Below are 24,250 nucleotides of genomic sequence, written 5' to 3' on the forward strand. Positions count from 1 at the left end.
CATAATCAGCATACCAAGGCATATGCTTGCGGCAGCAGCCGACGTCATGAGACAGAAAAGCCTTCGACAGGGTTAAGGCTTATCCTCGTGTGTCAGTAAAGGACGTATCAGTAGTCTCATAATCAGCATACCAAGGCATATACCTGCGGCAAAGATCAGTAATGCATCCAGCATAGGGATGGTGACGCATCTGGCCCCGGCACTCATGTTCGGCGTAATACCAAATGGAACGTCCCTGTTCAGAAATCCTGCCGCAATAGCAAAGAATGCCGTTACAAATACAGACCCAACCAGTATACGGAGCATCATTTTTCTCCATTTCCAGCTAGTTCCCTTCATTCTTAGATTATATGCATACAGGAACCCGATCAGCAGTGTAGTGATCAGCAGGAATACTGTAAGCCATACAAAGAAGGTATCGTCGTTATGTCCGTGCCTGTTTTCAATATCCAGCTGACAGGGATCCGTAAACATCAGCTTCAGGACATGTGCCTCATGGCGTAGCTTTTTTACCAGTCTGCCCCACCAGGACAAGGTAGGTTCCGTCTGAGGAACCAGCGGGACCGTTGCCAGGAAAGTGGTATCGATGCTTACAAACTTGTCTGTCAGTACATCCCATAATTCTCCATAACCATCATCTGCACCCAGTGGCCATACTGCCACGCCGCCAAGACCCATATTCAGGATAAAGTCATATTTCACGTCAAGCGTACTGGCATCGTCAAACCAGATCTCCGACGTCACCGTACCCGGTGCATCTTTCTCCCTGATCAATGCTGCTACCGCATCTTCGTCATAATTCACCGAGGTATCGGAAGGGAATCGTTTTTTGATATCGCTGTAAGAAACATAGCGGGTGAACAGGTCTCTGCCATCAGCGCCTTTCTTCCATTCGGTACCATAATAAGATAAGAGCAGGATGAATTTAGCAGGCGGAATCTGTTGATTTAGCAGGCGGGAAATCACTGGTTCAATCGCTCTCCGGGCATCTCCTTTCATGGGAGACAGAGGTCCGGCAGCTGTTCCGCCGGCCTTTGTAAAGTCGACCAGGAAATGTGTGGTAAAGCTGTTCAATGCCCGCAGGTCGTAAGCCGCTGCTTCGTCAAACGGCGGCACTGTAACCGTTAAACGGTATTGTGGATTGGCAATGTTCAGGTTGTTATGCAGCAGACCGATAAAATGGGTAAAGGCCGTTCTTTGTTTTCCATTCAATGCAGCCAGCCATACATTCACACCTTCCGCCTGGTATTGCCTTAATAAAAGCAGGAGGGAGTCTACACAGTGTAATTGTGAACTTTCATCCTTTAGCAATGCTTCTATACGGGAGGCATCGGTTTCATAAAAAGTGAAGGTGCGGTTATTCGCCAGGTTGAAGAACTGTAGTGAATCCGGTATGCGGGTTGCGTTTACAGCAGTCGTATAACCGTAATAGTTTGCCTCACTGATCGTCGTATAATTGTAATGCAGAAACTTATCGCTCATCCAATAAGGATGGATGCCGATAACCGCCGCTTTATGTCCTAATTGTAAGGTATACGTCTTGCCGATAGAGTCATTGACGGGCAACGTATCTATCTTATCGGGGTCGCGGCCGTATAGTTCGCGGACCTTCTGTAATCTTTGCTGCTGGGCGGCGCTGTTCCTTTCTTCTGCTTCTTTCTGTTGCAGGATGGGAATGATCTTGTTAATGAGCGCTGTGACATCTGCTTCAGAAACGGGCGCAACGGGCGTATCGATTACTTCTTCTGCCGGATCGTCTGGAGCAGGTGTTGGTTCGGGCCGCGACATGATCTTATCTATCAGTGCACGCAGTGAATCAAAATGCTGGTTCTGCTGTAGTGATAACTCAGCATTCAGTTTTTTGATATCTGCGGAGGTGGCGACCATGGAATCGGCCATCACCGTTCTGATGATGGTGATCACACGTTGTTGCTCACGCGCCCGGGCATTTCGCCTGAACTGTAACGCGGAAACAATTTTCTGCAGCAGTTTTACCTTTCCTGTGGTGTCTTTCTGGAAGGCCGGCAGATTGATTGTCTTTGGTTGCGTGGTATCATACCTGTAGGTATGTACATCATTGGCGTATATTTTCGTCCCGGTAAATGAAAAGATAAGAAGGAACAAAAATATCCCAGTGATATTTTTGAAAAGGGAGTACATAAGAATTGAGATTTACCTGACAACGCAAGCGCAAGAGTAATAATAATTTTTAAAAAATAGCTAATTATTCAGTTAAATAAAATTTTTTTCATTTCATTTAACTGCTATCTTGTGCTTCAATAGGAAAAACATTATCCGTTAAAAGATCCTGGCACCCTAACTATCCGCCCGGTATATCCGGAGATCAGACCAACGTAAAGAACGAACGTTGCATCATTTATAAAGAAAACATTGTGCATTGCCTCTGGTAACACATGTGCGCCTCAGCTGAGCTGAGAACTTCCTGAGAAAATTTAGCCATATGATTTACGAAACCCTTTCATGCATCACTGAAGTGATCAACAATCACTTTCGCAGGCAGTTGCATGTAAACGAGGACAAAGTCATACTATCCGGTATAGTAAACCAGGATGGTAGTGTCGCTGTGCAGGGTGAAAATAAGGTACTTGTAACGCTGATCAACATTGAGAAGGAGGCGTTAGGGAAAAGTGTGCCCGGCTACAACGCAGGACTGGTACAGGCAAAGACAACGCCGCCTGTATGCATCAACCTGTATGTGCTGTTTTCGGCATATTTTACCGCGAACAACTATGCGGAAGCATTGCGGTTTATCTCCTTTATCATGGCTTATTTCCAGTCGCGCAATGTGCTTACATCCGACAACACACCATCACTGGATCCACGTATCGATAAGCTTGTCTTTGAGATGGAGAGTATGGGTACAGATCGCTTAAACAATCTGTGGGCCACACTTGGCGCGAAGTATATGCCTTCGGTCGTATACAAGATGCGTATGCTCACTTTCGACGACAGTATTATCAGAGAATACAGGCCATCTGTATCGGACATTTCAACTAACGATAAACTTCTGTAAACAGTTACAGTAATGGGATTTGCTTTGCTGACGGAGATTTATTTCCGTCACAGCTACTTTGCTGATAATTGTTTCAGGGACCTACGCTTGCTGCTGCCTCAACAAACAGTCACAGAAATGCGGCGTTATGGGTTACTATTCCGCAGATTGCCGGACAGGATCGTCGTGCTCTTCAATGCCGCCGGTACTGATCGGCAGACCCTGTTACAGGAGCGTATTACGCTGCTTTTCGAGTTACATCTTCAGGATAGAAACTTCTATAACTACACCGCATTAGAGCAAACAGACGTCCCCGGAACAATGCTATTGTTCAGCAATCAGCGTGAATATGCTTCGGGTAAATTGCACAGGCAGGCGCTTGTTTCTGCGGATGATCTCATCCCTGCGGAGACAAGCAATGGAGGTATCTCTGCCCGTCCGTTTGCCAGGATGGTATTAACATTCACGCCCGATCTGCTGCCGGTATATGAAATCAGCTTCGCCGCAAAGGCAACAAGGTGGTCTTACTTCCTGATGAGCAACGATCTTGCATCGCTTGCCAAACCATCCATTGTAGATGCCCGTGGTCGTATACAATTTGCTGCACCGCAACTGATAGATCTGCCTGACGGTAAACGCGTTTATGCACTTATATCCGAACAGGCGTTAACGTTATCTCAGCGACCGGCATATACCTTTCAGCTATTAGAAGGCGGAGGTGACAGTGAGCCATACCGGACCATCATCCAGGCATTACCATCTCCTGATATCACCGCCGTTTCCGCAGCTGGTATAGCTGTATACGACCGCACCCAGGCATACTCTGAAATCTTTTTATACTAAACTCAAATCCGCACAGCTATGGCTTCAACACTCATGACTCCGGGCGTTTATATAGAGGAAAAAAACGCCTTCCCCAGTTCTGCCGTCGCCGTCGAAACAGCAGTTCCCGTCTTTATCGGCTACACACAGAAAGCCGAACGGTTTGGTAAGTCGCTTCTGCAAAAGCCAACCCGTGTAACTTCCTTCGCGGAATTTGTGGAACTCTTCGGCGCAGGCTTCCAACCAAAGTTCAGCATCGCTGATCCGGCCGCTGACTATAAAGGTGAAACCTTTATTATCAACGGCGCTTCAAAAGTTGTACAGATCAAGGAAAAAAACACCTTCTACCTGTACAACAGTATCCGCCTGTTTTACGCCAATGGCGGCAGTAACTGTTACATTGTTTCTGTAGGCACCTACGGCGATAAGCCGGATGGTCTGGAAATCTCCCTGGATGACTTCATCGGGTCTGATACCAAACCAGACATCCTGCTGTTGCTGGAGAAAGAGTTTGAGCCGACCCTGGTAGCGATTCCTGATGCGATCGCACTGGGTGAAGCCGCCTACAACACCGTCTACACAAAAGTCCTGGCACACTGCGCAAAAACGCAAAGCCGTTTCGGCATCTTCGATCTTGCCAAACAAGGTCCTACCGATACGACTGACGCTGTTGTGGCCAGTTTCAGAGACAAGATCGGTATCAATGCACTGAACTACGGCGCAGCTTACTACCCATGGTTGAAAACAGCTATCGTACAGAACACGGAAGTTGACTTCGAAAACCTGGATGCAGCTGTTGATCTGGGTGCTTTATTACCGGAAGACCTGGCGAAACAGGTAGTGAAAGCATACAAAGCCATCGCTACGCCTGATGCTAATGCCAAGAAGAATTATCATCAGTCCCTGAAGGCCTCCAGCCCGGTATACAACAGTATCCTGGAAGAGATCCGTTCTACACTGAATGAATTGCCTCCGAGCGGCGCTATCGCCGGTATTTATACACTGGTAGACAGCTCCCGCGGCGTATGGAAATCACCCGCCAACGTATCTATCAGCATGGTGAATGCACCTGCAGTGAACATTTCTGCCGATGAACAGAAACAACTGAACGTAGACGTACTCGCTGGTAAATCCATCAACGTGATCCGTCCTTTCCCAGGTATCGGCACACTGATCTGGGGTGGCAGAACACTGGACGGTAACAGCCAGGACTGGCGTTATATCAACGTACGCCGTACGCTCATCATGATCGAACAGTCCATTAAACTGGCTGCACGTACTTATGTGTTCGAGCCAAATGATGCGACTACCTGGGTGACTGTAAAAGCAATGATCGACAACTTCCTGAACAACCTCTGGAAACAGGGCGCACTGGCAGGAGCTGCTCCTGAACAGGCTTATGACGTGCAACTGGGTCTTGGTTCTACCATGACGCCACAGGACATCCTGGATGGTAAAATGCTGATCACCGTAAGAGTCGCTATCGTAAGACCTGCGGAGTTTATCGTGATCACATTCCAGCAGATGATGCAGCAATCTTAATCGGACAATCTGAATAACCTATTATTTTACTATTAAAAGCTTTTAACTATGGCAGATGACGGCTCTACCCAGGCCCAGTCCACGTGGCCTCTTGTCAAATTTTCGTTCAAGGTCATGTGGGACGGTGCTGAACTGATATTCCAGGAAGTAACCGGATTATCTTCAGAAACCCAGATCATAGAATACCGTGGTGGCAGCAGCCCTGTTTATTCAACGGTGAAAATGCCCGGTATCCAGAAATTCTCCAACGTTACTCTCAAGAAAGGTATTTTCAAAGGAGACAAAGCGCTGTGGGATAAGTATAAAGGTATCACCATGAATACCTACAAACGTATCAATATCGTTGTGAGCCTGCTCGATGAGAAACAGGATATCGCAATGAGCTGGACGCTGAAGAATGCATTCCCATGCAAGATCACAGTGACTGACATGAAATCTGACGCTAACGAAATAGCTGTAGAAACTATGGAAGTAGCGCATGAAGGTTTAACCATTTCTGAATAATAAGCTATGGATCCCGCATACCCACCGGTGGGGTTTTACTACAAAGTAAACTTCATCAGCTATCCAGGTAAGCAGGAAGGCAATTTTCAGGATGTTACCGGTATTTCCGTCAGCATATCGCCGGAAGAGGTCAGGGAAGGGGGAGAAAACCAATTCGTTTATAAACTCCCTTCCCCTCCTAAATACAGTAACCTGGTATTACGGAGAGGAATGCTTATTGGCTCGGTCGTAACAGAATGGGTCACCAAGAGCCTCTCCACTTTTACCTTCAAGCCAACCACCGTTGTGGTGATGCTGCTTGATGAAAAAGCCAAACCGCTTTCTTCCTGGAAATTCTACGGCGTCTACCCGGTCAAAATGGAAGTCTCCGGCCTAAAAGCGATGGGCGCCGGGGAGATCGTTATAGAGACGCTGGAACTGGCGTATAAATATTTTGAAACAACGAAATGATCTGTCATGCCGCTTGAAATAAGGGAACTTGTCATTAAAGTGACCATCTCTTCGGATGCTGCAAAAACATCGTCCGTACTGCCTGATGAAAAGAGCCTCCGGCACTGGAAAGAAGGCATCATCAAAGAGTGTGTAGAAAATATCCTGAACAGGATGAAAACCGAAGCCGAACGATAAACTATGGGACAGATCAAAAAACTGCAGATAGCGGCTTACGCCGATCCTGCGGGTGTGAACCAATTGCTCGGTACTATCGCCGCAACAATCAATCCGTCCAGCTACTCGCTGAGCTATACCGCGCAGTACGAGTTATCCAAGGAAGACGGTTCCAGCAGCCCTACCCAGATCTTTAAGGGAATGGGCCAGTCTGATTTTAACCTGGATCTCCTGGTAGATGGTACGGGTATCATCCCTATTCCGGATGGTATGTCGGTCGATCGTTATATTGACCGCCTGAAATACCTGATGTTTTCTTACCAGGGAAATGTACACCGGCCCAATTATCTGAAAATAAGCTGGGGCAACCTCGTATACAGGGGTGTATGCACCAGCTTTACGACCAACTATAAACTCTTTAACGCTGATGGTACTGCCCTGCGGGCAGAAGTGAAACTGGTAGTCGCCCAGTCAACAGACTTCAAAGGCAAAAAGCAGAAGGCAGCCAAACAATCGCCTGACCTGACGCATATCAGAACCGTGAAAGCCGGCGATACCCTGCCTATGATGGCTTATCGTATCTATGGCGATGCTTCCTATTATATGGAAGTGGCAAGGGTGAATGGCCTGAACAGTATTCATGCCATCCGTCCGGGAGATGAGTTGTATTTTCCACCTTTAAAGAAAGTATAATATGCCCGCACAAAGCCCGACAAATCTGACTGATCCTACATTGAAATTCACCGTCTCTGTGGAAGGCGTCGCCGTCCAGGAGGCTGTTTTTATATCTTCCATCGATGTGACGCATGAGATCAATAAAATCTCATTTGCGGAAATCGTCTTTGTGGAAGGCACCGGAGATATCGGTTCCGCCGGTGATGCGGGAGACTTTCCCGCCAGCGCGCGGAAGGACTTTGTTCCCGGTGGTAAAATCGCCATCACCGCCGGGTACGGTGATGATACCGAACAGTCCATTTTCAAAGGTGTCATTGTCAAACAGGCTTTACGTATTAATAAGTCCACCGGGTTTGAACTGATCCTGACCTGTAAACACGAAGCCGTTAAGATGACACTGGGGCAGAAGGAGGGAGAATTCTCCGAAATGACCGACAGTGACGTGATGACAAAAGTGATCGGTGTTTATGGTCTGAGTAATAAGATAGACAGTACTGCTGCACAGCAGGAGATGTTATTTCAGAAGGTGGCGACGGACTGGGACTTTATACTGGCCCGTGCTTCATTCAATGGTTTTATTACCACGATGGGCGACGACGGTATCACAATCGGAAAACCAAACTTCACTGCCGATCCGGTGTTGAATATTACTTACGGTGATTCGATCATCTCCTTTAATGCGGAGATCAATGCGGAAAAACAGCCGCCTTCCCTGGACGCTTACGCATGGGATCCACAGACGCTTGCATTGATCACCTCGGCAGGAGCAGAGCCAACCCTGAATACCCAGGGCGCCATCACGGCTAAATCCCTCTCAGAAAAACTCGGGCAGACCGGGCTGAAAATGATCTCCAGCGCCCCGCTGGCACAGGCGGATCTGAAAGTATGGGCGGACGGTACGCTGCTGCGTATGCGTATGAATGCGATTAGAGGAAATGTATCTTTCATCGGGAACGCTTTACCTCAACCGGGTAAGACGATAAAGCTGGAAGGCGTAGGACCGCAGTTTGAAGGCAACGCTTTTATCAATAAAGTCCGGCATGTGCTGGAAGACGGTCAATGGACCACTCATGTGCAGTTTGGTGTGCCGGACAAACCGATCTTTGAAAAGGAATTGTTTTCCAGTACAGCGGCTAACGGACAGATGCCGGCTATCCACGGTCTGCAACTGGCTACGGTGTCTAAGATCTCTGAAGATCCGGGAGCTGTATACCGTATACAGGTAAAGCCGGCTGCCAATGTCGACGTACAGAAAGGTATCTGGGCGAGACTGGCTAGTTTCTATGCTACTTCAGGTGCTGGAGGGGTGTTTTGTCCGGAGGTAGGTGATGAGGTGATTCTCGGTTTCCTCGAAAGTGACCCGCGTTTCCCGGTCGTATTAGGTAGTCTGTTCAGCAAAGGGAAAGTGCCGCCGGTGACGCAGGCCGACGAAAAGAATAACACCAAGGCATTCTATAGCCGCAGTAAACTGGAGATCAATTTTGACGACGATAAAAAGATCCTGAAGATCACTACACCGGGTAATAATATGATTACCCTGAGCGACGACGGGAAGTCCATAGAAATAAAAGATCAGAATAATAATAGTATAAAACTCGACGATAGCGGTATATTGCTGAATTCTCCGAAAGATATTACCCTGAAAGCGACCGGTAACATTACCTTAAATGCAACCGGTAAGGCAGAACTGAAAGCCACACAGGATATGGAGATCAGTGGCATGAATATCAAACAGACCGCCCAGGTGGGCTTTACGGCTAAAGGGACAGCCAATGCTGAACTTTCCGCCTCCGGCCAGACAGTCGTCAAGGGCGGTATGGTGATGATCAACTAAAATTTGTACAATGGGAACACCAGCAGCAAGACTGACTGATATGCATACGTGTCCGATGCAGACGCCAGGACTACCACCTATACCACATGTCGGCGGACCGATAGTAGGTCCCGGCGTTCCAACGGTATTAATAGGGAAAATGCCTGCCGCCGTGGTAGGTGATAACTGCGTTTGTGTAGGTCCTCCTGACGCAATCGTTAAAGGCTCCGCCACAGTAATGATCGGTGGAAAGCCTGCCGCCCGTATGGGCGATACGACCGCGCATGGCGGCAGTATAGTACTCGGTTGCCCCACCGTATTGATAGGAGGTTAAACATTCGTAAAATGGCGATTCACTCTTTTCTCGGCACGGGATGGTCATTCCCCCCGTCATTCGATAAAGCCGGCAGCAGCGCTCTGATGAGCCATGCCGTTATTGATATAGAAGAAAGCATCCGTATCATCCTGGGTACCATTCCGGGAGAGCGGCTGATGCAACCTACTTTTGGCTGTAACCTGCACCGGCTGGTGTTTGAACCTGCCGACACGGAAATGCTGACAGAGATCAACGATCTGATCTCTCACGCCCTGCTCGATTTTGAACCAAGGGTGAACTTCTCCGGTGTCGATATACTGATGCAGGACGAGGCAGCCGGTAAGCTGCACCTTCAGATCAATTACACCATCATTGCCACCAACACCAGACATAATATGGTCTATCCGTTTTATTTCCTGGAAGGCACCAACATTGCGTCTCCCAATCTGCTGCCGTAGCGCGTACAAGCGATGAATAAACTATTCGATTATATGAGGGATGGCATCAGCCAGTCAGAGCGCAAACTGGAAGCGCTGCTGCCGTCCTATGTGAAGATTGATGAACGCAGTCGGGAAGACCTGTTGCTGTTTCTCTCCGAGCTGGCAACGCAATTCAACTACTATAATTTCCAGGATGAGATAGAGGGCGACTGGAGGGAATTCCTCCAGGCCGATATGCTCATCATGATTACGGCTATTTCCCGCCTCGATTTCACCCGCTGGCAGGAAAGACAGTCGCGTATACAGGAAGCCCTGGAATCTGTGAGCGGAGACGCTAAACTATATTCACTGCTGGCAGAACTGTTTAACCTGATATTTGCAATTGCCAATCAGCTGGCTGTACACCTGCAACAGCTAAAGAAAGCCGACCAGCAGGCCCTGACCTGGATCTATACCGATCAGATCATGGAAAGTATCGCAGAAGACGTACTGAAAATGCTTCAGTATGAAGAGCAGGCCATCCTGTTGTTTACACCTGCCACGCATTTCCGTACTATCGCCGTTACTGATGAACTGGCGCTTAACTTTCCTTCATTAGCCAAAAAGACAAACAGGGCGCCGGCCGTATTCCTGGGCTACCAGTCCCTGAATGAAGTCTACAATGACCTGCGGACGAAATTCTACCAGGTAACCAGCGCCGCACAGTTTTACCTGCGCAGACGTCCCGATTCCCTGCAACACCATCCGCATATCGGTATGCTGATGGCGTTTACGCAATTATACAGTCATTTACAGGAGAAGCTGAATAAACTGACCGGACAGCACCAGGATTACTACTACCGGAATGTGCTGGGACTGAAACAGAAACCCGCCATTCCCGATCAGGTACATATCTTCCTGGATGCACAACCACAGAGTATGCCGGTCACTGTCCCCAAGGGAACAGCGATGGTCGTGGAGACAGGTGCAGGCGCTGCCCCGGTGACCTACCGGATGGCGCATGACCTTCGTGTCAGCCATACCAGCATCCGCTCACTCAGAAGTGTATACGTCAACAGATACCGGCAGATAGCCACGGAAAATCCGCACCTGTCAGATATTATGGAAGCGCAGGTCTATACTGCCACCCATGAGGTACCAGCGCCTGCAGCTTATATACCGGGGTCATTGCCGGTAACTTCCTGGCCGATGCTGGGAGAACCGCAGCAGGAATTGCCCCGGGATAAACGTACCATGGAGGAAACAGAGATGGGGATGATACTGGCTTCTCCCTTGTTATATCTGACAGAAGGGCAACGGACTGTTGAACTGGATTTCTACTTCGAACCGGCTTCTTATGAGAAGCTGCTGGCCTACATACAGAACTTCGCAGCAGTGACCAATAAGCAGGAAACGCTGGTGATGAATGAGCTGTTATCGTCCGCATTTGTCATTTCTTATACAACGGCTACCGGCTGGCATAAACTGCCGAAACACAGTATTCGCAGCAGCAATCGTGCGGGTGGCGCTAACGCCTTCTTTATAACCCTCCTGTATGACGTGAATGCACCTGCAGCTGCACTTTATGACCCTGTCATACATGGTGGCGCTTACCAGAGCAAACTGCCTTTGTTACGGCTGATGCTTAATAATAACAGTTTCCATCATCCTTATTCCTACCTGCCGATGTTATGGCTGGAAAGGGTGAGCCTCCGCGCACAGGTAAAGGGGTATCGTTCCGTAAAACTGTTTAATAACGCCGGGCCATTAAGTCCGGCCAATCCGTTTCAGCTGTTTGGTCCGCAGCCAACTATCGGCTCTTTCCTCGACATTCGCGACAGCAATGTTTTTAACGCCTATACAAAGACTTTTCGCATCCAGCTGGAATGGCTGGAGCTACCACATGTAGAAAACGGTTTTGACGAGCATTATGCCGCTTATAATGCCGGTATGACCAACGACTCTTTTGTAGCCGGTATCAGTGCCTTTGAGAACGGAGAAATACATCCGGAGAGAAATCAGCAACAACTATTACCGCTGTTTAAAACATACACCGACGAAAAAGGAAGGGTTATTCTTTCCGATAAGTCTACGCTTAAAAATATCGATCTCAAAAAAATCCATTTCCCCAACCGGCCTTTGATGGATAAAGAGCCTTTCATTGCCGACGGGTTTTATAATGATGGTGCGATCAGACTGGAACTGGCAGGGCCGCAGGACGCTTTCGGACATAAGACATACATGAAGCTCTTCCCTGAAGTGATGGCCCATAACGCCAGCAGATGGGGGCGGAAGAAGCCTATCCCGAATATGCCCTATACGCCGCTGGTAAAGTCTATTTCCATCGACTATGTACTGGAACAGGCCGAGATCCTGAAGCCGGAAAAAGCAGGTGAAGAAGCGCAGACACTACAGATCTTCCACCTGTATCCTTTTGGTCACCGGCAGGCATATCCATCCTCCTTCCAGGGTGATTTTACCTTGTTGCCTACCTTCGAAGACAGATCCAGTCTGTATATAGGACTCGACGGTATGCAGCCACAGGAGGAAATCTCCCTGCTCTTCCAGCTGGAAGAAAAACATCGCAATCATACACGTATCAATAAAAAACCCGACCTGCACTGGAGTTATCTCTACAATGACCGTTGGGTGCCTTTCAATAGTTCGCATATTCTGACAGATACGACCCAGTTGTTTCTCAATAGCGGGGTGGTAAGTCTGAAGACGCCGCCAATCAATTGTTCAGGTAACACCAGACTGGATAAACAGCTCCAATGGCTGCGACTCTCATCTCCGGAAGAGATGCAGTTTCGTCCTATGATAAAGGGACTTTTCGTGAATGCCGCTATTGCCTGTCGCGATCAGTCAGATACCATCGTATCGACTTCATTGCCTTCTATGTCCATCAAGGCATTACAGCATGAATTAAAGGGCATACAGCGCGTATGGCAGTTGTTCCCTTCCTTTGGCGGCAGACCGGCAGAAACCACAGAGGAATATTATGTACGCGTCAGCGAACGGCTACGGCACAAGAACCGTCCGATGTATGCCATGGATATTATTCAGCTGATCCTGGAGGCATTCCCGGATATCCTGATTGTGAAATGCGCGACAAACATCGCCGCTTCAGATATACAACTGGTAATCGTACCGAAACCATTTAACGGTAAATACGAGAATACAGAGCCACATGTAGACATTGTAACACTATACCGTATTCATGGTTTCATTGCCAACCTGCTGCCGCCTTTTATCAAAGTGACAGTCCATCACCCGGTATATGAAAAAGTGAAGATCGTATGTGATGTACGGTTTATTGATAAGGCCAGTCTGACGGACAAAAACTACTACCTGACCCAGTTACAGAATGATATCAGCCGTTATCTCACCCCCTGGTTGTTTGATACGCATACGGAAGTGAAGATGGGTGGCACGCTGTATACAGCCGATGTATTGAGCTATATCAAAAAGCTGCCTTATATCTCTTATGTAACCGGTTTCTCTATGGTACACTTTTTTGAAGAAGACGATCCGAATGGCGATTATATCCATTGTATGCTGGACACGGCTGTCAGCAATACTGAATATGTCAGGGCATCCACAGCAGAAGCCGTACTGATCCCTGCACCACATCATTCTATCAGTGTGATTGACGAATGGGGTTACCGCGAACCGGAGCCTATCGGTATCAGCGGTGTGATCACAGGAGAAGAGATGATCATCGGACAACATGAGCGCAGCAGCTACAAGGACGACGATGACTCGCATTATGCAGAAGGAGAAATTATTTCACTCACCATACAATCTAAATAACCGACTATGGCGACGAAAAATAACACCAAAATATATGGCAGGGAAGAGCTGAAGGAGCATTTCCGCAATGGGAAACTGCCCACAGAGCACCACTTCGCACACCTGATTGATTCTACTATCAATAAACAGGAAGACGGCTTTTCGAAAGACGAAGAGAACGGGATGCTGGTGGCCGCATTGGGCAGTTCTAAACGCCTGGTGTCTTTCTATCGTACCAACGATGACCTGGAACCTTTCTTTCTGATGGAGAAAGACGAGCGGGAGAATCCCGGTTTCCGGATGCAGCCGCATACCAATGGGGCCGATGAACCTTCCACAGATGCCAGGAGCTTCTTCCTGCATCAGAACGGAAATATGGGCGTAGGTACCCGGTGTAACCCCTGTTATAAAATGGAGGTAACCGGTTTCATTGCCATGGAAGGAAGGGTAGGTACCTACCGGATAGGGAAGGTGCCTGCGGATGGGAAGTGGCATGAGATTATCGGCGGACTGGATAACTGTCAGGCATTTGAAGTGATTGCCAGAACCGGCCGACGTAACTCCGGCCGTTTTGCCATTATGCACGCCTATGCGGTAAGCGCTTTTAATAAATGGTCCTGGGGAAGGATCAGGAAGACTTCTGCACATTATGGTTTCTTCTGGAACCGCCTGCGTTTGCGCTGGAAAGGAAGTACCCATCATTATGGCTTACAGCTGCGTACCAACAGCAATTATGGACCTGATGTAGAAATCTATTACCGTATCACCCGTCTCTGGGACGATACCGCATTTATGCCGAAGGAATACTACCACTAAGTTTTGTCAATGAAGCAAATTCCCCTACAGATCAGCCGTGACAAAGAAAGGGATAATACCCTTGACTTTACCAGACTCAGAGCGGAAGCACTGACCCTGGTACAGGAACTGTCCGGTCATGTCTGGACAGATTATAACCTGCATGATCCCGGTGTTACGATACTGGAACAGCTTTGTTTTGCGCTGACGGACCTGGCTTATAAAACAGATTTTCCCATCAATGAAATTCTGGCGGATAAAGAAGGTAGGATCAATCCGCGGGATAACGTATTCTTCAGCAAAGCAGATATATTGAATTCCGGTCCGATCAGCATATCCGACTTCCGGAAACTGGTCCTTGACCAGGTAGATCGTATTGAAAACGTCTGGATCGAACCGGTTATGTCCGACTATACGCCCGGCGCCTCCAAAGGGGTGTTCAGGGTACTGATTCAGCCGGATGATGCATTGACCAGGGAACTGGAAACCAATATCGCAGCTGCGGAGAAGATGGTGGAAGTAGTGAGAAACTGTCTGATGCGGAACCGGAACCTGGGTGAGAATTTTGAAGAGATTTCCATTCTCAAGGCACAGCATATTTCCATCAAGGCGACGATCATGGTGGATGCGCATTACCCGGTAAAAGAAACACTGGCGTATATCTGTAATGCCATAGAACAGGTCGTACATCCGCCGGTACGTTTTATTTCAGAAGCAGAATTGCTGGAAGCCGGTTATGCCACAGAAGATATTTACCAGGGCCCCGAACTAAGCAAAGGATTTGTGCCGGATGAAGACCTGCGGGAAAGAAAACCACAGGTAGATCCTTCTGAAATGGTGAAGGCGATTTCCCAGTTGCCCGGCGTGATCCAGGTGAAGTTTCTGCATGTTTCTTCTGACGGGGTGAATTTCAGCAGTAAACCTATTATCATACAACCCGGTTATTATCCTTATGTCGATATCACCGACGCGAGGAATGATATCGGGATATTCAGCGATCAGTTTGAACAGCATTCCCGTGATGCCGTGTTCTGGAATGTGTTCCGTAAGATCAGGGAGACGCGTAAAAGGCATTATACGGCACAGGAAAAGGGGCTGGCAGATCATTCACTGGAAGGTGCTTATCGCAATAGTACCCAGTATTATTCCTTACAGCATTTCTTCCCGGCGATTTATGGTACCGGAGAAGAACAGTTGTCCAGGCACGAACCTCCGATACGAATTGCGCAGGCAAAGCAATTAAAGGCTTATTTGTTGTTCTTCGAACAGATTCTGGCCGACTACCTGGCGCAGCTGGGGAATCTCTCTGCTATCTTTTCCCCGGATATTGACAGCGTTCCTGCTTCCACTTATTTCTCACAACCGCTATATGATGTACCGCATGTAAAACACCTGCTGAAGGCATTTACAGAAAGCGGTAAAACATGGGAAGATTTCAAGAAAGATAAAGACAACGACTATGTAAGCGCCCTGCGCGAAATGGCCGAAGGCGATGCCTTATACCAGCAAAGAAAGATCCGCATTTTTGATCATTTGCTGGCACGTTTCAACATTGTCGTGCCGAGATATCCTGTGAGTCTGTATGATCTCTTATATCATCCACCGGATGAAAAGATCCGTATCAACTGCGAACTACGCTGGAAAGCGGGTATCCTGCAACAGCTACCGGTATTGCTGAAAGGGAAGATTCAGGGTTACAACTATATGATGGATCCGGAAATGAGTGGTGTGTTTTCCGGTTATCAGCAGTGGATCTATAAGATGCTGCATATCGAGCGTGATGTAAAACAACCGCTGACAGCAGTATTTGACAGAGATCACCTTGATATGAGCGTATCCGGCGCCTGGCATCCGGTACCGATCGCAAAGCAATTGCAGGTAAACGGGGAGAGCATCTGGTTCAACGATGATATTCCGGATACGGCGATCGACACAAAACAATATCACTTTGGTCACCAACCGATTTCTTTACTGAAGTTTGGTACGGATCAGTCTCACTACCGTATTGTAGAGGATGAAGGGAATGGGTATTACGTCGTGTTGTACAAAGCTCCTGGTCAGCATACCTGGCACGCCGCGGCCAAACACAGGGACCGGGAAGCCGCCATTACAGCAATGCACCAGATGATCCGCCATCTGCAGGTAATCAGCGCTGATTCGGAAGGATTTTATATCGTAGAACATACCTTACTGAAACCAACACTGCGCATGAGAGCCTATGGTTTCCGGCTATTATCCTTTGGCGGTAAATTATTGCTGGAATTAAGGTTGATGCGCACTTTTGAAGAGCGCGAAAATATCCTGAAACGCCTGTTGGAAACAAACTGGGAGGCGATGTCTCCTGCTGATATGTACCAGCAGCTGACCACTGACTGCCTGCTCTATACACAGACAGCCAGCTTTGACAACGATATGCAGGAGATTGCCCGTATGCTGGCAATGATTGCTGCAGGACATGATGCACAGTATCCTAAGATGGAATACTATATAGATTCCGGAAACGGACAGGCATTGCCTGATTCATTTTACCGTCCTGCTATTACAATCGTGCTGCCTTCCTGGCCGGCAAGATTTCAATATGCGGAGTTCAGGAAATTTACAGAAGATCTGATCCGCGAACAGACACCCGTATACTATAAAGTCTCCTTCCGCTGGCTGGGGATTGCCGATATGCGCCATTTTGAGAATATCTATTTCCCCTGGCTAAAAGCAGTGCCTGATCTTTACCTGCGCGGAACAATACCGGCACAACGATCCAGGTTGCTGGACTTTCTGACTAAAAACAGGAAACCATAGGATGTCGGATGCTGGACATATCATCCGCCGCTGGACTTTTGATATCCAGTACGCTGACAAAGACAGCGCAAAGGGCTTACAGGATAAAGTCAGCAGCCTGTTCAATCTTCATTTATCTGCCGCAGCAGAAAAGGTCATAAACGAGGTGTTGTCTCCCGGAGAGAGCGTCTGGGTACATCAGTTAGAACTGGACCTGGGCATATTGCCGTACAGCAACTTTGAGCAGGATCTTCTGCGCATATTGCCGGAGGCCCTGGAAAAAGCATTACGGGAGCGCATCGCACAATCCGGGCAGTATGATGGGACTGCAGGAAGACCTTTGTACTTCCGCACGGAGCAGGAACGACATTATGCTTTACTGGCGCATTACCTCCTGAGCGGCAGTATGCCCTGGTGGTCTACCCTGGAAGAAAGTAATACGTTAGAAGCCATCGTCCTGCAACTGATCGCGGCTTCACACTCACAGTTTGCGACCTTCATCGTACAGGTAGCGCAGCAGGAATATGTACTGAGAAGGATTGCCTGGCATTTCTCCAAACAGACGGTACAGCAGATCATCACTTCCCTGGAAGAAGAACAGGCCACTTTTATATTAGGCTATATTACCGGCGTCATCACCCTGCATCAGAAACAGGCGCTGGTCGCCCACGCGCAGAATGAGTTTGAACGTGCCGTTTGGTTGTTTGTACTGACTTACCTGGTGACAGACAATAGCGGACAATTCAACCGTAAACAGTTCATCCGGCGTCATCTTGAAAGACTGGCGCGTCACTTCAACGCTGACTATATTCACCTGTTGTATATTTTCCGGAAAGCAATAGATCTTTACAGGCAATACATTCCTTCCGATTCTTTTGTCACCTTCATCCAGGTATTGTACGAAGAAAATGCGGCTTTGGGTATTCATCCCGAGAATGCACAGGACTTCGCCGTATTGCCTTTTAACGGCAATGAAAACGTCAACGTACCAAGACTGCTTCCCCTGAGAGGAGTGCCACATACGGATGTGCCCCTGCCTTTATTGTGGATCAACTATGACACCATCCCTATCAGGGAAGACCGGGAAGAGGTATGGCAACAGGCGGTGAATCTGTTCCGTTCTTTTATTGTCGGACAACCCTTGCCGGTATGGTTCAGCAGACTACAAAAAGGCCGGCAGGATATCCTGCTGAAACAGGCTGTTATCCTGCTTTTCCGTAAGCGCCCTATGTTATTGGCCGACTTATTGGATCAGAAGCCACCTGTCATACAGGCACGTTTGCATGTACACCAGTTATTTGATAAACCGGTTACGCCACTGGAAGAGAATATCCGGCATCAGCTGCAACGTTATGCAGAACAGGATACCATCCAGTTCCTGCAGCAGGCTTTACCGCATACTTTTATTCAACACAGGGATAGTTTCAGGGAGATCTGGCTGCAATATAAACAACGCTCTCATAGTGAACGACTGTCTTTCTACCGTAGTGTATTGTCGCCGGTAGCAGTACTACAACAGGTAGCCATACATACCACGGAAGATGATTTCTGGACGATGATGCGCGACGCGATGCCTTTGTTGTGGGGTAACCATACGATTGTAGCTTTACAGCAATGGCAGCAGTTACTGGAAACCCTGGTGAGCGATAACCTGGAAAGAGAGCGGGTGAAATTATTGTTCCGTCGTTTCAATCTTTTGTGGTTATCAGGCAGGATCCAGATCAATAACAGCGAATCTTATATCAATCAGCTGGCGCAGTTTCTGACCGGTTACGGAGAAACAACTGTGCAGAAGCTGTTACAGCATATTGTGCAGTACGATATGGCTTCGGTCACCTCATTGACACAGATCCGGAGTGCACTGCCAGTACTGCAACAGGTAACTGCGGCCCTGATTAAGGCAGAGAAACAGCCAGTCGTACCTGCGCCGGAGGAAACAACGCGTCCGGCAGTAGTTTCACCAGAAAAGGCATTGTCGCCAACAGCGCCGCAACCCTATGAAAGTCTGTTTGGGCGCCCTTTAGAACCAGCGGCTTCAGAGCGGGAGGCGATTACGGTACAGAATGCAGGTCTGGTGTTATTACATCCTTTCTTTTCCACTTACTTCTCCCGGTTGGAACTGCTGACGAAAGGTAAGTTCAATGATGAAAAAGCCCGTCAGAAAGCGATACGTTTATTACAATTGCTGGTAGATGGACAAACCGGACATGCGGAACATAGCCTGATGCTGAACCGCGTGTTGTGTGAGGCGCCCTGGGAACAACCTTTAGATCCGGATATCGAAATCAGTGATGCAGATAAGCAGATGGCACAAGGTCTTTTAGGCGCTGCGATGCAGCAATGGTCTAAAATGAAGAACAGCAGTGTGGAGGGCTTCCAGGCTTCCTTTTTGCAGCGGGAAGGACAGCTATGGCAGACCGACGAAGCCTGGATATTGCGTGTAAAACAACGCAGTTATGATATTATTTTACAGACATTACCATGGAGCTATGGACAAATGCGTTTCTCCTGGCTTTCTAAACCTTTATACACCGAATGGACACTCACCTGATATCCAATAATGCAGCGGCATTACATGATGAACTGTTATGGTTTGCACAGATCCTGCAATTGCGGATGAAACAGTATTTTGAAGAAGCACATACGCAGGTGGGAGAGGAACCGGCGCCACCGGCATTGCATAACGATGCCGTCTACTCGCAGATTGTAAGGCATTATAGTATGCAGGTTCCCGAGCGACTGGTACTGTTGCTGGCATTGTGTCCGCACCTGCAACCGCAATTGCTGGATATCTTCTTTGTAAAGAACAGCACTTATGACCGTGGCTTTACAGAGTTTGGCGGGATCAAAGGAAATCAGCACGGCGGCTTTCTGCCTACGGGAGAAACAGCCGCGTTTTTATTGGCAGCGAATGACCTGCAACAACGTCTGCAATTGCAGCAAATGTTTACGCCGGATCACTTTTTTGTAAGAGATAATATATTGAAGCTGGCCTCTGCACATGCAGATGAACCTTTGCTGAGCGGTGGTCTACAGGTGACACCGGAATACCTGAGTTATTTCACGACGGGAAGGGCTTATCAACCGCAATATAGCACACAGTTTCCCGCTAAGCAGATACGTACCGCACTTGATTGGAGCGATCTAGTCTTAGATCCGCATACTATGCTGGAGGTAGAAGAAATCCGTACCTGGATAGAACATGGCCCCGCATTATTGCGCGAGTGGAAAATGGAAAACAGGATCAAACCCGGCTACAGAGCACTGTTTTATGGTCCGCCGGGAACAGGTAAATCATTCACGGCCTGTCTGCTGGGGAAGACGTTTAATATGGACGTTTATCGTATCGATCTGTCCATGATCGTATCCAAATATATCGGTGAAACAGAAAAGAACCTGGCGGGTGTATTTGATCAGGCAGCTAATAAAAACTGGATCCTTTTCTTTGACGAAGCAGATGCTTTATTCGGAAAAAGAAGTGCGACCAACTCATCCAATGACCGCTATGCAAACCAGGAAGTAGCTTATCTCTTACAGCGTATAGAAGACTTTCCTGGCCTGGTGATCCTGGCTACGAACCTGAAAGCGAATATCGATGAAGCATTCGGCAGAAGGTTTCAGTCTATGATCTATTTCCCTGTACCGGCTCCGGCACAACGCCAGCGTTTATGGCAACAGTCATTTCCTGAGGAAGCAGCGCTTGATCAGGATGTGAGCCTCGAAGAGATTGCCAGGAAACATGAGCTGGCAGGTGGCGCAATTATCAATGTAGTGCAGTATAGTTGTTTGTCGGCGTTGAAAAGAAAAAGCCGGACTATTCTCCTGAAAGACATACAGACGGGCATTCGCAAGGAATTTAGTAAAGAAGGAAAGACATTGAATCTATAATTTGTTGCGCTTTGTGTGAAGTTTTTTCTACAAAAAAGCGGGTTTGCAGTCCGGTCTGCCTAGTGTAAATGCAGAGGCACGTCTTTTGCAACCGGGGTTAGCATGAAGAATAATGTTTTATTGATCTTAACTACTTTTACTATAGCTACCTTTTCTTATAGCTGTGAAACCAGTACAAAGCGAGCAGAAAAGGAGGCAATCGTTATTACCCCAAGAAATACAGAGATAACAGCAGCGAATGCTTACAATAATCTCTTTCTTGATACGAGCGCCATCAATAAATTCATTACTACACAAAAACTAAATGATACGATGGCGGCAAGATTGCGTAGTTTCTATAATGCGCGCAATTTCGAGTTCGCCTGGTTTGATAATACCGGTCTCAACGAACAGGCATACGGTTTTCGTAGTCTGTATGATTATAGCATAGACACCAGCGAGGGCAATAAATCATTAGAATACCGCCTCAATGCACTAATGAACGGGGATGTTGATTCTGCGGTTTCTTCTAAAGATGCCAATATTGTAAAAACAGAATTACAGTTAACACAACGTTTCATAGATTATTATCTGAGCAATAGTGAAGGCAATATAGAGGGCCTGGAACATGCAGTACCACTGACTAAATCGGAGGTGCTGAAAAAGGCATCCGCTGTGTTAGCCGACAAGGAAACGAATATGAGAGGACAGAGTTATGCTGCCTTGCATAAATCCCTGCAACGGTACGTTGACATTGCAGAAAAGAACTCCTGGGACACGATTAGGATAGAAAAGAAGAAGAGATATAAGAAAGGAGATAGTACGGCTGTGATAGCATGGGTGAAAAAGCGTTTACAGGCGACAGGTGAGTACAGTGACAAGGATACGTCTACGGTCTTCAATGATGCACTGGAAACGGCTGTAACCGCTTTCGAAGCAACACATGGTCATACACCAAAAGGAGTAATCACAGATACTTTATTACGGGAGATGAATATGCCGGCTATCAAACTGGTGCAGCGTATACTGATCAACCTGGAAAGAATGCATTGGGCGCCGGCTAATCCGGAAGGCCGTCTGATTCTCGTAAATATTCCTGAATTCGGTTTGCATGTCTGGAATGGCAGTAAGAAGGAATTTGATATGCCGGTTGTAGTGGGTAAGGAAGGTAAGAGTACTACGATGTTTTCCGGTAAACTGGATCAGATTGTGTTCAGTCCTTACTGGAACCTGCCGAACAGTATTGTAAAAGAAGAAATCTTGCCTGCCTTGGCGCGTAATAAGAACTATATCAGCAGTAAGAATATGGAGATTACGGGAGAGCGCAATGGTTTACCTATTGTGCGTCAGAAGCCAGGGAAGGACAATCCTTTGGGACAGGTGAAATTCCTTTTCCCGAATAGCTTTAATATCTATTTCCACGATACCAATCAGAAGTATCTTTTCGACAGAGATCAGCGTGCATTCAGTCATGGTTGTATCCGTCTGGGAGATCCGGTGAAGATGGCCAATTATTTACTGGCAGATAATCAGAACTGGTCCGCAGAGCGTATTGACAGTGCGATGAACAGTGGTAAGGAAAAGTATGTGAGAGTGAAAGATCCGGTGCCGGTACTGATTACGTATTATACAGCCTGGGTAGATGAGGCAGGGAAATTACAGTTCAGGGAAGATATTTATGATCATGATACCTATATGGCGGGTAAGCTGTTTACCGACGCTAAATAAAATAGATAAAAGGACAATTGTCAGCATCAGATAAATAAGGGACAAATCATGCACTACGAATGTAGACCATTACAACATGGCGGCTGTGCAGCTTTGCACAAAGTAATTGCCAGTAACATTACAGTCAGCTAAACTTATTATATGTCATCTTAACATTCCCCTTGCCCTTTTCGGTACGCGCGTTATCACCATGCAGAGGCGATAATGTTATAGGCGTGAGAATTTATTTAATTGAGCGCATTTTGTGTGTATTGAAAGGGGGCCAGGGGAAGTTGGGATACAAAAGGAAAGGGCGTTTACCAGCTGGTAAACGCCCTTTCGCTTATAGAAATATTAATGCTTTTATGATCATTATGCGATCGTCGTATCGATCTCCGGTGTTGCCAGCATTTTAGAGTTGGCCATGTACGCCTTATCCGGACTATATAAAAACAGGCAGGTGCCGTTTTTAATCGCCTCAATAATCTGGCGGTGTATCTTCTCCGGAATCGCAGGGCATCCCAGGCTACGGCCGATATACCCCTGTAATTTTGCGATCTGTTCGTTTACATAAGCTGCGCTGTGCATTACAATGCCGCGGCTCATCGCGTTGTCATTGATGCCTTTTTCTTCCCCTTCCAGGCGCAGCGAGTAACCATGTTCGCCTTTATAGGTAGCGCCGGTTACATAAAATCCTAAACTGCTTTTAAAGCTCTCCGGCGCATTGGAAAAGTTAGTTGCCAGTTCGGTACCGGAATTCCTTCCATGAGATACCAATGTGTTGAACAATACTTCTCCTTTTGCCAGGTCGATCACAAACAGTCTTTTCTTGCTGGAGGGCAAACTGAAGTCGGCAATGGTCAGTAGATCCGGATTGCTGAGTTTACCTTCCTTAGCGAGTTTTTCCATTCCTGCCAGCGCAAAAGCAAATGCTTCTTTAGACAATCCGAGGGAGTCAAGTTTGAGCTGTGAGAACAGGGCCATTCTGGCGCCCACTTTATTCTCTGTCAATGCGACTACTCTGGTACGATTGCCCGCGGTGGGGGATGCAACTGCGAAAAGGATACCTGAAAACAGGCCAGCGGCAAGGGTAAGTCTGAAAACGGTTTTAAATACAGGTTTCTTCATCAACGGAAATGGCTTAGGTTTTATTTAAAAATAAGCCGGGCTGATGGTTAGTCCGGCGATTTTCTCTTTTGAAATACTGATGCAAATTTAACCCTGAAAATGCTAAAGAAATGTGAAAGGGGGTATTTTAAGCTCGTCTGTTGCCGGTATTTTAACAGTTCTATGACACTTAATCGATTGATTAGCAGGCGCTGCGGTAATATAGGGCGCATGTTCGCAGTGACGACCTTGGTACTAGGGTTCGGATTGCATCAGAAAAAAGAAGTTTGTAAACCAGTCACAAGATCAGAAAAATGGTTGTAAACCTTTATAAGGATTAAAAGCCATGCTGGCAGTGATTGTGGTCATCACCGGATAGTGCTGCCAGGTGTTGTTATCGCGGGACAGCAGGTATGCCTTTTACAGCCATCAACCCTGGTCAATACTACCCGTATACATGCTTCATACACGACGTATAGGTGGACTTGATACCTGGA

18 protein-coding genes are annotated in these 24,250 nt (G+C 47.5%); 16 read left to right on the plus strand and 2 right to left on the minus strand.

The window, feature by feature from the left end; genetic code table 11:
* Nucleotides 1–72 precede the first annotated feature (72 nt).
* Nucleotides 73–2,124: a glycosyl hydrolase family 18 protein gene (locus CPIN_RS19470; RefSeq protein ID WP_044219204.1), complete on the minus strand. Its 2,052-nt coding sequence runs from the start codon at nucleotides 2,122–2,124 to the stop codon at nucleotides 73–75.
* A 337-nt stretch (nucleotides 2,125–2,461) separates the two neighbouring features.
* Here CPIN_RS19470 and CPIN_RS19475 point away from each other — a divergent pair, with 337 nt between their 5' ends.
* From CPIN_RS19475 to CPIN_RS19545, 16 genes are all read left to right on the plus strand, one after another.
* Nucleotides 2,462–3,034 carry a contractile injection system cap protein gene (locus CPIN_RS19475; RefSeq protein ID WP_012791555.1) on the plus strand — a complete coding sequence of 191 codons (573 nt, stop codon included), beginning with the start codon at nucleotides 2,462–2,464 and terminating at the stop codon, nucleotides 3,032–3,034.
* Nucleotides 3,035–3,046: 12 nt separating this feature from the next.
* Nucleotides 3,047–3,856: a hypothetical protein gene (locus CPIN_RS19480; protein WP_012791556.1), complete on the plus strand. Its 810-nt coding sequence runs from the start codon at nucleotides 3,047–3,049 to the stop codon at nucleotides 3,854–3,856.
* 18 nt (nucleotides 3,857–3,874) lie between these two features.
* On the plus strand, nucleotides 3,875–5,377 hold the full coding sequence (locus CPIN_RS19485) for a contractile injection system sheath protein (protein ID WP_012791557.1): 1,503 nt from the start codon (nucleotides 3,875–3,877) through the stop codon (nucleotides 5,375–5,377).
* A 48-nt stretch (nucleotides 5,378–5,425) separates the two neighbouring features.
* Nucleotides 5,426–5,881, plus strand: coding sequence for a phage tail protein (locus CPIN_RS19490; RefSeq protein WP_012791558.1), 456 nt, complete (start codon nucleotides 5,426–5,428; stop codon nucleotides 5,879–5,881).
* A gap of 6 nt (nucleotides 5,882–5,887) precedes the next feature.
* Nucleotides 5,888–6,331 carry a phage tail protein gene (locus tag CPIN_RS19495; RefSeq protein ID WP_012791559.1) on the plus strand — a complete coding sequence of 148 codons (444 nt, stop codon included), beginning with the start codon at nucleotides 5,888–5,890 and terminating at the stop codon, nucleotides 6,329–6,331.
* 6 nt (nucleotides 6,332–6,337) lie between these two features.
* Entirely contained in the window at nucleotides 6,338–6,508 is a 171-nt protein-coding gene (locus CPIN_RS39020) for a DUF5908 family protein (protein ID WP_012791560.1), read from the plus strand.
* 3 nt (nucleotides 6,509–6,511) lie between these two features.
* A complete protein-coding gene (locus tag CPIN_RS39475) occupies nucleotides 6,512–7,180 on the plus strand; it encodes a CIS tube protein (protein WP_012791561.1) in 669 nt (222 codons plus the stop codon).
* A gap of 1 nt (nucleotide 7,181) precedes the next feature.
* Nucleotides 7,182–8,996 carry a type VI secretion system tip protein VgrG gene (vgrG, locus tag CPIN_RS19505; protein WP_012791562.1) on the plus strand — a complete coding sequence of 605 codons (1,815 nt, stop codon included), beginning with the start codon at nucleotides 7,182–7,184 and terminating at the stop codon, nucleotides 8,994–8,996.
* A 10-nt stretch (nucleotides 8,997–9,006) separates the two neighbouring features.
* On the plus strand, nucleotides 9,007–9,309 hold the full coding sequence (locus CPIN_RS19510; RefSeq protein ID WP_012791563.1) for a PAAR domain-containing contractile injection system baseplate protein: 303 nt from the start codon (nucleotides 9,007–9,009) through the stop codon (nucleotides 9,307–9,309).
* Between the two features lie 11 nt (nucleotides 9,310–9,320).
* Nucleotides 9,321–9,749 (plus strand): gp25 family contractile injection system sheath assembly initiator, encoded by a 429-nt coding sequence (locus CPIN_RS19515; protein ID WP_012791564.1) that lies wholly within the window; start codon nucleotides 9,321–9,323, stop codon nucleotides 9,747–9,749.
* 12 nt (nucleotides 9,750–9,761) lie between these two features.
* Nucleotides 9,762–13,523, plus strand: a complete 3,762-nt coding sequence (locus CPIN_RS19520; protein ID WP_044219207.1) for a baseplate J/gp47 family protein — start codon at nucleotides 9,762–9,764, stop codon at nucleotides 13,521–13,523.
* Nucleotides 13,524–13,529: 6 nt separating this feature from the next.
* Entirely contained in the window at nucleotides 13,530–14,318 is a 789-nt protein-coding gene (locus CPIN_RS19525; RefSeq protein ID WP_012791566.1) for a contractile injection system tail fiber-like adhesin, read from the plus strand.
* Nucleotides 14,319–14,327: 9 nt separating this feature from the next.
* Entirely contained in the window at nucleotides 14,328–17,093 is a 2,766-nt protein-coding gene (locus CPIN_RS19530) for a contractile injection system baseplate wedge protein (protein ID WP_012791567.1), read from the plus strand.
* A gap of 1 nt (nucleotide 17,094) precedes the next feature.
* Nucleotides 17,095–19,623: a contractile injection system tape measure protein gene (locus CPIN_RS19535; RefSeq protein ID WP_012791568.1), complete on the plus strand. Its 2,529-nt coding sequence runs from the start codon at nucleotides 17,095–17,097 to the stop codon at nucleotides 19,621–19,623.
* Nucleotides 19,608–20,960, plus strand: coding sequence for an ATP-binding protein (locus tag CPIN_RS19540; protein WP_012791569.1), 1,353 nt, complete (start codon nucleotides 19,608–19,610; stop codon nucleotides 20,958–20,960). Before CPIN_RS19535 ends, CPIN_RS19540 begins: the two co-directional genes overlap by 16 nt.
* A 102-nt stretch (nucleotides 20,961–21,062) precedes the next feature.
* Nucleotides 21,063–22,667 carry a L,D-transpeptidase family protein gene (locus tag CPIN_RS19545; RefSeq protein WP_012791570.1) on the plus strand — a complete coding sequence of 535 codons (1,605 nt, stop codon included), beginning with the start codon at nucleotides 21,063–21,065 and terminating at the stop codon, nucleotides 22,665–22,667.
* A 351-nt stretch (nucleotides 22,668–23,018) separates the two neighbouring features.
* Here CPIN_RS19545 and CPIN_RS19550 read toward each other — a convergent pair whose 3' ends face one another.
* Nucleotides 23,019–23,774, minus strand: a complete 756-nt coding sequence (locus CPIN_RS19550; protein ID WP_012791571.1) for a murein L,D-transpeptidase catalytic domain family protein — start codon at nucleotides 23,772–23,774, stop codon at nucleotides 23,019–23,021.
* Nucleotides 23,775–24,250: the final 476 nt, after the last annotated feature.

The organism is Chitinophaga pinensis DSM 2588 (assembly GCF_000024005.1).
GTDB classification, from domain to species: domain Bacteria; phylum Bacteroidota; class Bacteroidia; order Chitinophagales; family Chitinophagaceae; genus Chitinophaga; species Chitinophaga pinensis.

Bases quoted from the DNA above. Each gene is read 5' to 3' on its own strand.
- CPIN_RS19475 (WP_012791555.1), top strand. From the start codon at position 2,462: ATGATTTACGAAACCCTTTCATGCATCACTGAAGTGATCAACAATCAC.
- CPIN_RS19480 (WP_012791556.1), top strand. From the start codon at position 3,047: ATGGGATTTGCTTTGCTGACGGAGATTTATTTCCGTCACAGCTACTTT.
- CPIN_RS19485 (WP_012791557.1), top strand. From the start codon at position 3,875: ATGGCTTCAACACTCATGACTCCGGGCGTTTATATAGAGGAAAAAAAC.
- CPIN_RS19490 (WP_012791558.1), top strand. From the start codon at position 5,426: ATGGCAGATGACGGCTCTACCCAGGCCCAGTCCACGTGGCCTCTTGTC.
- CPIN_RS19495 (WP_012791559.1), top strand. From the start codon at position 5,888: ATGGATCCCGCATACCCACCGGTGGGGTTTTACTACAAAGTAAACTTC.
- CPIN_RS39020 (WP_012791560.1), top strand. From the start codon at position 6,338: ATGCCGCTTGAAATAAGGGAACTTGTCATTAAAGTGACCATCTCTTCG.
- CPIN_RS39475 (WP_012791561.1), top strand. From the start codon at position 6,512: ATGGGACAGATCAAAAAACTGCAGATAGCGGCTTACGCCGATCCTGCG.
- vgrG (WP_012791562.1), top strand. From the start codon at position 7,182: ATGCCCGCACAAAGCCCGACAAATCTGACTGATCCTACATTGAAATTC.
- CPIN_RS19510 (WP_012791563.1), top strand. From the start codon at position 9,007: ATGGGAACACCAGCAGCAAGACTGACTGATATGCATACGTGTCCGATG.
- CPIN_RS19515 (WP_012791564.1), top strand. From the start codon at position 9,321: ATGGCGATTCACTCTTTTCTCGGCACGGGATGGTCATTCCCCCCGTCA.
- CPIN_RS19520 (WP_044219207.1), top strand. From the start codon at position 9,762: ATGAATAAACTATTCGATTATATGAGGGATGGCATCAGCCAGTCAGAG.
- CPIN_RS19525 (WP_012791566.1), top strand. From the start codon at position 13,530: ATGGCGACGAAAAATAACACCAAAATATATGGCAGGGAAGAGCTGAAG.
- CPIN_RS19530 (WP_012791567.1), top strand. From the start codon at position 14,328: ATGAAGCAAATTCCCCTACAGATCAGCCGTGACAAAGAAAGGGATAAT.
- CPIN_RS19535 (WP_012791568.1), top strand. From the start codon at position 17,095: ATGTCGGATGCTGGACATATCATCCGCCGCTGGACTTTTGATATCCAG.
- CPIN_RS19540 (WP_012791569.1), top strand. From the start codon at position 19,608: ATGGACACTCACCTGATATCCAATAATGCAGCGGCATTACATGATGAA.
- CPIN_RS19545 (WP_012791570.1), top strand. From the start codon at position 21,063: ATGAAGAATAATGTTTTATTGATCTTAACTACTTTTACTATAGCTACC.
- CPIN_RS19550 (WP_012791571.1), bottom strand. From the start codon at position 23,774: ATGAAGAAACCTGTATTTAAAACCGTTTTCAGACTTACCCTTGCCGCT.